General features: G+C 66.9%; 11 protein-coding genes and 2 pseudogenes. 6 read left to right on the top strand and 7 right to left on the bottom strand.

The window, feature by feature from the left end:
• Positions 1-50: 50 nt before the first annotated feature.
• The 3 genes and pseudogenes from GFH48_RS40230 to GFH48_RS37730 all read left to right on the top strand — a co-directional run bounded on the left by GFH48_RS40230 (position 51) and on the right by GFH48_RS37730 (position 2,465).
• Positions 51-260: a PLDc N-terminal domain-containing protein gene (locus GFH48_RS40230; protein ID WP_153292543.1), complete on the top strand. Its 210-nt coding sequence runs from the start codon at positions 51-53 to the stop codon at positions 258-260.
• A gap of 155 nt (positions 261-415) precedes the next feature.
• A pseudogene (locus GFH48_RS37735) lies at positions 416-1,392 on the top strand (IS5 family transposase).
• Positions 1,393-1,907: 515 nt separating this feature from the next.
• On the top strand, positions 1,908-2,465 hold the full coding sequence (locus tag GFH48_RS37730; RefSeq protein ID WP_153292541.1) for a DUF6368 family protein: 558 nt from the start codon (positions 1,908-1,910) through the stop codon (positions 2,463-2,465).
• A 25-nt stretch (positions 2,466-2,490) separates the two neighbouring features.
• Here the strand turns inward: GFH48_RS37730 and GFH48_RS37725 are convergent, their stop codons facing one another.
• Positions 2,491-3,609 (bottom strand): IS630 family transposase, encoded by a 1,119-nt coding sequence (locus GFH48_RS37725; protein WP_322747035.1) that lies wholly within the window; start codon positions 3,607-3,609, stop codon positions 2,491-2,493.
• Between the two features lie 162 nt (positions 3,610-3,771).
• On the opposite strand from GFH48_RS37725, the pseudogene GFH48_RS37720 reads away from it, so the two are divergent.
• A pseudogene (locus GFH48_RS37720) lies at positions 3,772-4,748 on the top strand (IS5 family transposase).
• A gap of 1,324 nt (positions 4,749-6,072) precedes the next feature.
• Here GFH48_RS37720 and GFH48_RS37715 read toward each other — a convergent pair.
• The 3 genes from GFH48_RS37715 to GFH48_RS39575 all read right to left on the bottom strand — a co-directional run bounded on the left by GFH48_RS37715 (position 6,073) and on the right by GFH48_RS39575 (position 8,385).
• A complete protein-coding gene (locus tag GFH48_RS37715) occupies positions 6,073-6,513 on the bottom strand; it encodes a hypothetical protein (protein ID WP_153292538.1) in 441 nt (146 codons plus the stop codon).
• 382 nt (positions 6,514-6,895) lie between these two features.
• The gene (locus tag GFH48_RS39580) at positions 6,896-7,807 is read right to left on the bottom strand and encodes an RHS repeat domain-containing protein (RefSeq protein WP_322747018.1); all 912 of its coding nucleotides are present in this window, start codon (positions 7,805-7,807) and stop codon (positions 6,896-6,898) included.
• A 155-nt stretch (positions 7,808-7,962) separates the two neighbouring features.
• Complete coding sequence (locus GFH48_RS39575; protein WP_228121194.1) at positions 7,963-8,385, bottom strand: AAA family ATPase; 423 nt, start codon at positions 8,383-8,385, stop codon at positions 7,963-7,965.
• Between the two features lie 134 nt (positions 8,386-8,519).
• Between GFH48_RS39575 and GFH48_RS37705 the strand changes: the two genes are divergently transcribed.
• Entirely contained in the window at positions 8,520-8,849 is a 330-nt protein-coding gene (locus tag GFH48_RS37705; protein WP_153292537.1) for a hypothetical protein, read from the top strand.
• 52 nt (positions 8,850-8,901) lie between these two features.
• Here the strand turns inward: GFH48_RS37705 and GFH48_RS37700 are convergent, their stop codons facing one another.
• A complete protein-coding gene (locus GFH48_RS37700) occupies positions 8,902-10,074 on the bottom strand; it encodes a DDE-type integrase/transposase/recombinase (protein WP_228121192.1) in 1,173 nt (390 codons plus the stop codon).
• A gap of 10 nt (positions 10,075-10,084) precedes the next feature.
• Here GFH48_RS37700 and GFH48_RS39570 point away from each other — a divergent pair, with 10 nt between their 5' ends.
• Positions 10,085-10,276 (top strand): hypothetical protein, encoded by a 192-nt coding sequence (locus GFH48_RS39570; protein ID WP_228121190.1) that lies wholly within the window; start codon positions 10,085-10,087, stop codon positions 10,274-10,276.
• 93 nt (positions 10,277-10,369) lie between these two features.
• On the opposite strand, the gene GFH48_RS37695 is transcribed toward GFH48_RS39570, so the two are convergent.
• Together GFH48_RS37695 and GFH48_RS37690 are read right to left on the bottom strand one after the other, a co-directional pair.
• Positions 10,370-10,753: a helix-turn-helix domain-containing protein gene (locus GFH48_RS37695; protein WP_194280793.1), complete on the bottom strand. Its 384-nt coding sequence runs from the start codon at positions 10,751-10,753 to the stop codon at positions 10,370-10,372.
• 661 nt (positions 10,754-11,414) lie between these two features.
• Complete coding sequence (locus GFH48_RS37690) at positions 11,415-12,068, bottom strand: L,D-transpeptidase family protein (RefSeq protein ID WP_153292535.1); 654 nt, start codon at positions 12,066-12,068, stop codon at positions 11,415-11,417.
• Positions 12,069-12,099: the final 31 nt, after the last annotated feature.

Below are 12,099 nucleotides of genomic sequence, written 5' to 3'. Positions count from 1 at the left end.
ACCGAGTCGCACACGGACGGGGCGTTCGCCCTTGCACATGAGGTGACTCGATGTTGGTCTACGCGATTTACGTGATAATTGCCGCTTTGTACTTTTATGCCCTGGTCGACTGCATCAGGACCCCCGCGGCGCGCATGCGACTGCTGCCCAAAGTGGGCTGGCTGGCCGTCCTGGTTCTGTTCCCCGTTCTGGGCGCCATAGGGTGGCGAAACCTGGGTAAACAATCCTCCCCGGTCGAGGGTCGGCCGTCTGTCGCCTGAGCAGCAGACCCTAGATCCAAATCGACGAGGCGTTGGCAAGTGGGTCCGCGAGGCCATCCTGATCCCGCGCCGCATCCTGCTAGGGCCTGTGTGATGTCGTGATCATTCTTGGGTTTTGTCCTGTTCGAGGGGTGGAATCCGATAGGACAGTGGTCGTGACACGTAGGCAACTCACCAATGCCCAGTGGAAGTTCATCGAGCCGTACCTGCCGATCGGTAGGTACGGCCCGTACCCGGAGCGGTTGCGGGAGCAGTTCGAGGGTGTGATCTGGCGGTTTCGGTCCAGTGGTCAGTGGCGGGAGATGCCTGCCGAGTTCGGGCCGTGGGCGACCGTCTACGGACGCTTCCGTGTCTGGCGGGACGCCGCTGTGTTCACCGACCTGCTGGAAGGCCTGATCGCCGAGAGTGCCCGTATGGGAAGAACGGACTTGTCGCTGGTCAGCGTGGATTCCACCACGGTCCGCGCCCACCACGATGCCGCAGGGCTGCGCGTCAGCAAGCACCTCATGGAGGCTCTGGAAGAAGCCGCGCAGGAGCAAGAGGCAGCCCGACAAAAAGGGGTGGCCCGGAGGAACAGAACGGACACACAGAGCGCCGGCGCGTCCGACGCAGACACAAGCTCCGCCTGAGGGAAGCCTTGCTCGGCAGATCCCGGGGCGGCCTGACCAGCAAGATTCACCTTGCCGCGGATCGCAGGTGCCGTCCGCTCGCACTGGTCCTGACCGTCGGACAGGCCGGGGACAGTCCGCAGTTCGTCCCCGTCCTCGCGAAGGTGAGAATCCGTCTGCCCGCCGGCCCTCCCCGCACCAAGCCCGGCGCGGTCGCCGCGGACAAGGCCTACTCGTCGCATGACAACCGCGCCTACCTGCGCAAACGTGGAATCAAGGCAGTCATCCCGGAAAAACGGGACCAGGCCGCCAACCGCAAGAAGAAGGGCACACGAGGCGGTCGGCCCGTCAGCCACGACGCCGACCTCTACAAGGAACGCAACACCGTCGAACGCCTGATCAACAAGCTGAAGGCCTGGCGCGGCATCGCCACCCGCTACGACAAGACCCCGGACAGCTACCTCGCCGGCCTCCACCTCCGCGCCGCAATGATCTGGATCGATGACCTGATCAAGACCACATGATCACGACATCACACAGGCCCTAGGAGCCACCTGGCGGTTTGCTCCAGTTGCTCCCACACCACATCAGGCAGCCCGGCCCGCCCTGACCGTGCCTCCTCAAGCCGGGCTTCGGGAAGGCCACAGGCCAGGGCGGTGCGGGTCATCTGCTCGGCTAGCTCCTCGGTGCTGCGCCAGCGGATCCAGAACACACGTCGGCCCTCCGCGTGGGCGATGTTGGCCAGGGCCGAGGCCATTGTGGTCTTGCCAATTCCGCCCACCCCGCACACCACGGCGTACCTTCCCAGCGGTCGGGCCAACAGCCCCCGTAACAGCTCGAGTTCTCCGTCGCGGCCCCGGATGGGCCCGGAACCGTGAGGTGCGCGCAGAGACGTCATGCCACTGAGGTCCCGCCTCAGCGGCTCTAGTGCTCTGACCGGGAAGGTTCGCCGGGTTGGCGGCTCGACGACCGGTCCGTGGGGTTCGAGGTGACGAGAATTTGAGCTGTGCCGGGCCAGGTAGCGGTCTAGGCTCCCGGCATGGCTGGTCCGACCCTGGTGATCGAATTCGCGGAGCCTGTCTCCTCGACTGCGCTGACTGAGTTCAGTGCGTTGATGCGTGGGATCTCCACTCACTTCGAGCAGCGGCGAAACGGATACTTTGACGTCAACGTGCCTGTCGAGCGGCTGGGCATGGAGGTACCGACGGCCCACGACGCGCAGGGCGTAGACGGTCAGCGGCCCTTTCTGGTCTACCTGATGGGGCCTGAGGTCGGCGACGAGAGCATCTTCGAGGCCGAACACGCGGACGAGCCTGAGGTGGAAGCGGTCCTCGGCTTCAGACCGACCCATGCCGTGAACGTCAGCGCCGGCTGCAACCGTGGGATCGACCACGCGGCCACTGCCCTGCTCGCTGCGGCAGTCGTCGACGTCCTCGGGGGTGTGGTCAAGGCCGAATTGCTTGAAGGGCAGGAGGCGGTGGTCGCCGGACTTCCAGGGGTGCTGGGCTTCACGCACGAGGAGTATCCGATGGTGCTCGGCACTGCGGAATTCCTGCGGGCTTGGGTCGACCAGCCCGGCTTCCGGCTGGTCAAGTAGCCCAGCAATCAGGCAGGCAGCCTTCTCACGCGGCGACGGCGGGTCTGCCGCCCCAGCGGATGCCCTTTTCGCTGCGTATGCGTGCGCGCTCGCGTCGTTGGGCAGCGAGGACGTCGGGGTGGCGGGCGTTGGTGTTGCGCCATCGGAGGTAGGCGTGCAGGGCCCGGGTCTGGACGGTGTGGTTGCAGTGGTGGGAGTTGGCGATGGTGAACTGCCGCAGCGGTCCGAAGTGGGCCTCGATCGGGTTGGCCCAGGACGCGTAGGTCGGTGTGAAGCACAGCTCGACGCGGTTTTTCTTCGCCCAGCGCCGGATCTTGTCGCCCTTGTGGGCGGAGAGGTTGTCCAGGATGACGTAGATCGGGGCGCCGTCCGGGCGGGCCGCGCGGATCGATCTGAACGCGGCCAGGGTGTTGACGGCGCCCTTCTTGCGCCGGTTCACGCCCCAGATGGTGTCGTCGCTGATCGAGTAGCAACCGTGGAAGTACCGCACTCCGTGCGTGCGGTGGTAGGTCGCGGGGTGCCGCTCGGGGTGGCCGGCAGGAGCCCAGTCCGAGCCCATCGTGGGCCGGATGCCGAGCGGTCCGAATTCGTCGAACGCGAAAACCCGGTCGGGGAAGTGGTGCAGGACGTGCTCGATGCGGTCGAGCTTGGTGTCACGGTCGGGGTCGGGTGACTCCTTCCAGGTCTTGGTGCGCTGGAAGGTGATGCCGCGGCGGGCGAGCAGGCAACGTAACGCCTCGCGGCCGATTCGGATGACGCGGCCGCGGACTTTCCGCAGACAGGCGGCGAGCTTGCGGATGGACCAGCGAGTGAAGGGCTGGCCGAGCTTGGTCGGGCGGGTGGTGGCCATCTGGACGACGAAGTCCTCCTCGTCAGGAGTGAGAAGGCGGGGACGGCCTCCCGCCCACTGAGGGTCCAGGCAGGCCAGGCCGATCTCGTTGAACCGGTGGATCACGTCGCGGACGGTGTCCTCGTCGGCCTGCACGAGCTGTGCGATCGCCGAAGCCCGGTTCCCGCCGGCCGAGGCCAGCAGCATCATCGCGCGCCGGAACCCCACCGAACTGGTGCTGCCCCGACGCACGATCCGCTGCAGCGTCTGCTTCTCCTGGTCGGTCAACCTGCGCACACGGACGGGCTCTGCCACCACACCCCCAACGGTCAGATCAACGGACGCCACCGCACATCCAACCGCCGGAATCACCAACCCGGCGAACCTTCTCGGTCAGAGCACTAGGGCCTGTGTGATGTCGTGATCATTCTTGGGTTTTGTCCTGTTCGAGGGGTGGAATCCGATAGGACAGTGGTCGTGACACGTAGGCAACTCACCAATGCCCAGTGGAAGTTCATCGAGCCGTACCTGCCGATCGGTAGGTACGGCCCGTACCCGGAGCGGTTGCGGGAGCAGTTCGAGGGTGTGATCTGGCGGTTTCGGTCCAGTGGTCAGTGGCGGGAGATGCCTGCCGAGTTCGGGCCGTGGGCGACCGTCTACGGACGCTTCCGTGTCTGGCGGGACGCCGCTGTGTTCACCGACCTGCTGGAAGGCCTGATCGCCGAGGGTGCGCGTATGGGAAGAACGGACTTGTCGCTGGTCAGCGTGGATTCCACCACGGTCCGCGCCCACCACGATGCCGCAGGGCTGCGCGTCAGCAAGCACCTCATGGAGGCTCTGGAAGAAGCCGCGCAGGAGCAAGAGGCAGCCCGGCAAAAAGGGGTGGCCCGGAGGAACAGAACGGACACACAGAGCGCCGGCGCGTCCGACGCAGACACAAGCTCCGCCTGAGGGAAGCCTTGCTCGGCAGATCCCGGGGCGGCCTGACCAGCAAGATTCACCTTGCCGCGGATCGCAGGTGCCGTCCGCTCGCACTGGTCCTGACCGTCGGACAGGCCGGGGACAGTCCGCAGTTCGTCCCCGTCCTCGCGAAGGTGAGAATCCGTCTGCCCGCCGGCCGTCCCCGCACCAAGCCCGGCGCGGTCGCCGCGGACAAGGCCTACTCGTCGCATGGCAACCGCGCCTACCTGCGCAAACGTGGAATCAAGGCAGTCATCCCGGAAAAACGGGACCAGGCCGCCAACCGCAAGAAGAAGGGCACACGAGGCGGTCGGCCCGTCAGCCACGACGCCGACCTCTACAAGGAACGCAACACCGTCGAACGCCTGATCAACAAGCTGAAGGCCTGGCGCGGCATCGCCACCCGCTACGACAAGACCCCGGACAGCTACCTCGCCGGCCTCCACCTCCGCGCCGCAATGATCTGGATCGATGACCTGATCAAGACCACATGATCACGACATCACACAGGCCCTAGCCGCACAGGTCCACCACCTACCATGGAGTCGATGGCGTCTAAACGACGGCTGACCAGCTCCAAAACCAGCGCCGCCACTGCCAGTACACCGAAGAGCGACCACACCACCCATGGGCGGGACGCCCAGTTCGGGGCGATGTTCGTCACCACCCCTAGCGCAAACGTTGCCATTGCTCCCGACCCGCTGACGACGGAACCCACCCGCGCACGCCTGCCACTGGCCATACCAAACCCCCGCCCACAACACATCTCTGCCCAAGGATGCGCCACCTCACCAGGGACCGTCCCAGGAACCGTCGGGTGCTCTGCCAGAAGGCGGGGGAGGACCCGAGGCCCGCAGGGCGAGTCTCGGCCTTGGCGCGGTCTTCAGTCTCTCCGCGGGCAGAGGCCACGGCAGGAGGTCCTTGTCGGCGGGGACGCACCGGCCACTGCCACCGCTGCAGCAAGCAGGGTGGGGAGTGGCCAGGCAGGGTGGACAGGGGCGAGGGGCGGCACGTACGGCATAGGGATCACGTGCTCGATCTACCCGCAGCGAAAGCGCATGTCCGCACGCTACGCGGGCTCTCGATCGCGAGGATGGTGGGGTTGGTGAGCTGGTTGCTGAACAGGGGCCGTCGCGGTGTCCACTTGAGTAGTCGATCGGGCACCTGCGAGAGGGGGAGACGCCAAGATCGCGTTGCGGCGAAAGACCGCCGTCTTTGGGGAGTCGGACGTTCGGAGCCGGTCGGGCATGGTTGCGGTCACCTCCCCGGTGGAGGGCATTGAGCCCGGCGACGCATTCTTGAGGTCCGGAACGCATCAGCACCACAGCACCTTTGGGCTCCTGAGTGATCTCCCCGCACCCGCCACGCTACCCGCGGGAGGTGACAGCGCAGCCACAGCCGGACGAGGGGCGTCGCCGCCAGACACTCGCCACACCGTCGCCCCTGCGCTTTGCGGACGAGCCGCAGCCGACGATGGTCGGGCTGCCACCGAGCGACGCTCGTCTAAAGACGGTGTTCGACGCGGCGAAAGACGGTCGCAGCGGGATCGCGGTCCTGGTCGGGGGATCGTCCACGGGCAAGACCCGCGCCCTGTGGGAGGGGATCAGAGCGAAGACGGGGGACTCCAGGGCGGGGCGATCCCAGCACGCGTGGGGAGCAGGGGCTCAGCGGCCTCAACTTCGGTGCGGTGCAGAGACCATCCCTGCCCGCGCGGGGATGGTCCCGGGGCCGCTGGCCGTTTGAGCCAGTGTGTGACTTCGCAGGCGGCGGCCAGAGACTTGTGGACGGCGATCGGCTTCTGAGCGCTCTCCCCCGGTGCTACGACCTTCTGGTGAATTTTACGTCTAGCCCGCACGGCAAATCTCGGTCGTCTGTCGCACACAGGGCCTTACCGCCGTCCACCACCGCGAGGTCGAAATGGCAGTTCTCGGCCGCGCCATGGAATGAAAGGCCGATCCAGGAACCGGACTTGGCAGTTTTCTCTCCGATTTCGGTGCCATGGCCCTCTGAGACGTAGAAAGACCAACCGCCTTCGGAGGGCTTTCCAGGGCACCTTGTCACAGCGAGTTTCTTCGAATCGAGACCGCTGGTGGTAAACGTCCGGTCGGCGGAAATGGTGAACTTTTCGCCGTGCGGTCCCGCCCAGCTCCCGGTGATGCGGTCGACCGCCACTTTGGTGGTCGGCTGGCTTCCTACACATCCGGTGAGCAGCAGGAACGGCGCCAGGCCGACAAGCATTTTCAGGGTGGTTCGGTGCACGCGGCCACTATAACAACGGGGCGGTACGGTGCCTGACTCAGCTCCGTATCGCCCCGTTGTGCGCGATCTGGTGATGATCCCGGCTAGTTCAGCCAGTCCGAGGTGGTGATGCATTGATTGACTGGCCACTTCTCCTCCCAGTTGAAGTCTTCCCTCACTGCGGCACCGTTATAGTTCGTGAATGGCGGGTTCCGAGATCGCGGCACGAGATTTGTGGCGGACTGCCAATCGGAGGTGTTGTACGCGTGGAACTTCAGCGTCACCGTGCCAGCCTTTTTGTTGATCGACTTGATGCTCGCCTCGCCGGACCACGTTCCCAGGAAGGCATCAGCCCGGTTCTTTGTGCCGACGGCCCCGTTGGTGAAGATGCTCCCGAGGTCGCTCAGGACACCTTGTCCGGTGTTGAAGTGCCACCAGGGGACCCCGGGTCCGGCCCCGTGTCCTGGTAACGAATGGGGAGCGCTTCCTTGGCTGCAGGGACCTTCATGCCCTGATCCATTGCCTGGCCGAGCAAGTTCGAACGCATCTCGGTGACGGTGTAGTCGACTGCCAGCGCCAAGAGGAACGCGTCACCGCCGCGGAACTGCTGGTGCGGGCCGAGCGGAAACCCGCCTCCCCACAGCCAACCAATGAACATCGAACGGTTCTCCCAGGCGTTGTCAGCCTTGTTGTCTCGGACGATGCCCCAGTCAGGCTGGGCGGCGAGCATCTCCTGGAGGGACATGCCGCCCCGGTTCATGAACGGGGTGTCCCACGACTTTGTCATGAAGTTGTAGGTCGCCCCTGGCGTCCAGTGGTTGGTCGATCCGCCGGTGTTGCCGGTGCTGCTGGTGGAGGCGGTGCCGCCGGTGTTGCCGATGGCGCCGAGCACGGCCCCCACAACGCCGAGCACCGCGCCGACGACTCCGCCGATGATGTCGTCGTAGGACATGCCGATGGGTTCGGTGAAGGTCGTCGGGTTGTTGGCGGCGTAGGAGTATCCGTTGAGCGACTGCCGTTTCTGCGGTTCGAAGACCGGGTCGGTGCTCAGGAATCGCGCCGTGATCGGGTCGTACTGGCGGGCCCCCAGCTGCGTCAGGCCGGTGGTGTCATCGGCCGGCTTGCCGAGGAACCTCTTGTCGTCCGGCCAGCTGGAGGGCCTGGTGCCGCGTGAGGAGCCGAACGGCGACGTGTAACGCTTGGTGTAGGCCAGTGTCGTGGCGTCGAAGACCAAGCTGGATGTGCCGTGGTTGTCGCTGCGGCCGGCGAGTTGGAGGTGGTGGACCAGGTAGGAGGGGGTCTCCTCGCCGGTCATGGACGGCATGTTGTAGCGGACCTGGATGCGCTGGTCCAGGGCGGCCAGGACACCGAGCTTGATCTTGTGCCGCAGGGTCGGCTGGCCGATCAGCAGGCAGGCCAGGAGCTGTTGGAGTCCATCTCGTCGTTGGTCAGCATCCGGATGGCTTCCAGTTACTCGTGGTCGAGCAGGTGGGCCTCCTCGATGATCAGGATGGGGACGCGGCCGCGCTCGTTGTTCTCGGTGGCCAGCAGGTCGGTGGCCTGCGGGATCAGCGTGGACTTGTGCGGACGCGGGACGCCGCCGAGCGCGGTGACGATCGCGTGGTGGATCCCTGCGACGCCGACGGCGGGGTTGGCCAGGTAGATGACCTTGTGGCGTGGGTGGTCCAGCTGGGACAGCGAGGCGCGGACCGCGACGGTCTTGCCCGCGCCGACCTCGCCGGTGATCACCCCCAGCGCGCGTTCGCCGATGCACCAGGTGATGCGGGCGACGGCCTGCGCGTGGGAGGAGTGCCGGTGCAGCATCGAGGGGGCCAGGTCCTTGCCGAACGGCATCCGCGTGAAGCCCCAGTGCGCAGTCAGCTTGTCTATCAACGTCCGTCCATCCTCTCCAAGTAAGCGACTACGAAGTCCAGTTCGGCCGCGGCACGTTCGGCCCAGCGGTGGAGGCGAAACGTGAACCGCAGGCTGTGTGCGGCTGCGGTGGCAACCAAGTAGCGTGTGCGCTCATGACCGACCATCCGAAGACCGGCCTGGGTGACGTGCTTGCCCACGTTGCGAACTGCGACCACGACGGCGAAGAGCCCGACCTCAGCGGCGGTCGACGCGTCGAATACGTCGTGACCGGGATCCGCGGGGCGCTCGTCGACGCCCGAGCCGTCGAGGACCCGACGAAGAAATACGTGAGCACGGCCGCCGTACTCGCGCAGAACCTCAAGACCGAGGTCGGTTCGTTGCCGGGGTGCCACTTCAGTTGCCGTGTCGTGCCCGGCAACCCCGGGACCTTCTTCGTCGATTTCCAGATGGCCCCAGAGCCAGGCGCCCAAGCGTCCGCGTGACCGGCTCGTGTCGTCGAGTTCAACCGGCCGTCCTGCACCGGGTTTCCGCTGGTCACGAGCTCTCCTCGCCCAGCTCGACTGCTTCGATCGGCTGGGCCTGGCCGGGCAGGAAGACCTCGTAGTTGATCCGCTGCCCGAGCTCTGTGGTGCGCTCGGTGTCGATCAGCCGCAGGTAGTCGATCCCGGTCGGCGCCGGCGGGGCCGCGACCGGGGTCTCGGGCTTGGCCTTGGGGTGCGCGTGCCGGGTGATCAGGTGCGGGATCGTCTTGCCGAAGGAGCGGACGTCGATGTCGGTCAGGTCGAACGGGTCGAAGACCAGCTCGAGCTGCCGCCCGACCAGCGACGCGTCGACGTTGTAGGTGTTGGACTGGAGCGAGACGGTGGCGGTCCTGGCGACCTTCCGCAGCTCTGACCAGCGGAAAGCCTCCCGCAGCGCGTCCGGCGTCGGCGTGGGGAACGGCGCCCCCGCCAGCCAGCGTTCCAGCGGCTGCTGCCCGGTCTCGGAGTGCGACCGCCGGTGGTAGACCTGCTCGACCCAGGCCGTGAAGAGCCTGTTCAACATGGCCAGGTCGGTGACCTTCTCTGTGTCGACTTCGACCAGGAACTGTTCCCGGACGGTCCGGAAGAACCGTTCGATTTTACCCCTGCCCTGGGGGCGCCCCGGCGTGGAGTGGATCAGCTTGATCCCCAGCCTCGCGCATGCCCTGAGCAGGGCGGAGTCCACGAACGCGGAGCCGTTGTCGACATAGACGCCTTCGGGGACACCGCCGGCGGCCAGGGCCGGCCGCAGGGCTGCCGCCAGACGGACGCTGTCCTCGGCGCCGCCCCAGCGATGGCCGACCACCGCCCGGCTGTGGTCGTCGACGAAAGCGAAGAGATAGGCCTTGTGGCCTGCGATCTTCGGTCCGTGGAGCGCGTCCCCGACCCAGAGTTCGTTCGGGGGGTTCGCCTCGAAGCGGCCGAATGCCTCCGGGGCCTGGCCGTCGGGGCGGCTGAGCAGCTCGAGGCGCTGAAGGTGCCGTTGGACGGTGCGGTAGGACGGTCCCCAGCCCAGGTGCTGCTGCAGGATCCGCACCACCTGCGCGGTCGACCTGGCCGGGTTCTCCCGCTTGAGCGCGGCTGCCAGGTCCAGCACCTCCTCCGGCGTGCGCGGGGTGACCTGCCTGGTCGGCGGCAGGAGCGCGTCGAAGCCGCCCTCGCGCCAGAGCTTGAGCCAGCGGTCCACCGTCCCCCGCGTGATCTTGACTGGCTTCCCGAACGGATCCGTGTGGACCCGGGCGGCCGACCGCGCGGACCATCGCCCCGCGCTGCCGCGGGCTCAGGGCAGCGTCAGCCGCCTCACGGATCAACTGGTAACGGAACAAGGCGACCTGGTGGGCCCGCTCGGCCCGCCGTCGCTCCTCCTCATCGACCAACGCCATCTGTAGGCCTCCCGAAACAGCTGTGGACATGCCAGCCGCCAGGATGGGACCCACCTGCCGATCTTCGTCAGGGCGAGTTCGTGTTGATCGACTTCACCGTCAGGCCGGTGGCCAACCCGGCGCCAGCAGGCGACCATGGCAGGCCGCCGAGACCAGCAACCAGGTAGGCACCTTCAACATCTCGAGCCTGGCCCGGGCGGCGAACGCGAACCCGGTCACCGCGCAGACCGCGTCCTGGGCCGCCGACCCCGCCGCCGTGGGCAGCATCGCCGCTGGATCATCGGCCAGCGCGACCAGCAGGGACGTGAACACCGCCGCGGTTCGCCCCACCCGACGCGACCAGCACCGCAGCCAGCCCCTCACAGTCGTCACCGGCCTGCCCAATCGCTCCGCGATCCGCCGACAGCCCCAGCCCGCCGCCGCCAACTCCAGCCCAGCCCCGACCACCTCCACCGCATCAGCCCGCCTGACCAGGGACAACACCGGCAGCAGGATGTGCGTCGCCTCGCAGTCCCGACATCTGGCCCGACGCGGCCGCACCGACACGACCCCGTCCGGACCCCGCAGGCCCCGCAGCCGTCCCCAGCCCCACCGGGCCAGCACCCCTCCGCAGTCCGGGCACGACAACTCGCCCGCCGACAGCCTCTGTTCGACAGCCGCGGCTGTCACCTCTACCGTGACCAAAGCGCCCTCCGTTGGCGCTCACACGGCCCTCCCGGGCGTCGGCAAACGATCGGGAGGGCCGTGATCATGTTCAGGACATGATCACGGTGCCGCCCAGCATCAGGAAGATCAACCCTCCGGCACCCACTACTTCGCCATCACCATCGCCAATGGCACAACGCTGCCCGTTCATCACCATGTTGAGTGGCTATCTACACCACGATCAGTCCGGGTCCATCGGCAGATGGGGAGCCGGCCGCCGGCCGTCGGATCAGTGGATGCGGCCAGGCGGCGCGCTCCATCCGTAGCGGCCGGGTCTGTTTAGCGAACGGTGGAACTCGTTGGCCTTGTTCAGCGGCGTCATGAGCCTGCCGTCGAAAGTGCGGTACACCGGTGCCGCGGCCCGGTTGAGCCCTGTGCGGATGCGGTCCGCTGGAGATCGGGCCGCATCCGCATGAGCCGGGCAGGGGGAGTGGCGGGGTCAGATGACGGTGAGCTTGGTGGGGAGCGGGAACCGGGCGAGGTTGCGGAACAGCTTCTTGATGTTGCCGGGGGTGAGCTTGATGCAGCCGGCGCTCTCGTAGTCGTAGTCGTGGTCCCAGCGCTGGCGTACGTCCTTGCCGGGTACGGCCGGTGCCTGGCCGCCGGCGCGGGTCATCTCGCTGTGGATGAACAGTTGGGTGCGCTTGGTTCCGTTGGTGCATGCCTTGTCGCTGAGGGGGATCGCGTAGCCCTTGATGAGATCGCCGTTGTAGCGGGTGTCGGGGGTGCCGACGGTGTAGGTGCCCTTGGGTAGCCACCCCTTGCCCGAGGCGCACTCATTGCGGCCGGCGTCTTTCCTTTCCCCGAGTCCTGCTCCGGATCCGGCACGGAACTGCACCGCGACGCGTCCGTAGCGCACCACCTGAAGCAGCGAGTGCCGGGGGTTGTTCCGGTTGCGGATGAACTTCAGCGTGGTGTGCGGGTCGATCCGGGAGAAGGTGTGGTCTGCGAGGGGGATTCCGTGGCGGCCTGGAGTGGGGCCGGTCGGGGCGGCAGCGTGTGAGGGGGCGGTCATGAGGCCGCTCGCCAGTGCGGCGAGGGCACTGGCGCCGATCAGGGCGGCCCGGACACCGCTGGACGGGTTCTTGGGCATGAGTGATCACTCCTTCGGGTGTCTGCTGGGG

Origin of the sequence: Streptomyces fagopyri, assembly GCF_009498275.1 — a bacterium.
Lineage (GTDB): Bacteria > Actinomycetota > Actinomycetes > Streptomycetales > Streptomycetaceae > Streptomyces > Streptomyces fagopyri.
This window is presented reverse-complemented; position numbering and strand designations above follow the sequence as displayed.

Bases quoted from the DNA above. Each gene is read 5' to 3' on its own strand.
- GFH48_RS40230 (WP_153292543.1), top strand. From the start codon at position 51: ATGTTGGTCTACGCGATTTACGTGATAATTGCCGCTTTGTACTTTTAT.
- GFH48_RS37730 (WP_153292541.1), top strand. From the start codon at position 1,908: ATGGCTGGTCCGACCCTGGTGATCGAATTCGCGGAGCCTGTCTCCTCG.
- GFH48_RS39580 (WP_322747018.1), bottom strand. From the start codon at position 7,807: ATGACCGGCGAGGAGACCCCCTCCTACCTGGTCCACCACCTCCAACTC.
- GFH48_RS37705 (WP_153292537.1), top strand. From the start codon at position 8,520: ATGACCGACCATCCGAAGACCGGCCTGGGTGACGTGCTTGCCCACGTT.
- GFH48_RS37690 (WP_153292535.1), bottom strand. From the start codon at position 12,068: ATGCCCAAGAACCCGTCCAGCGGTGTCCGGGCCGCCCTGATCGGCGCC.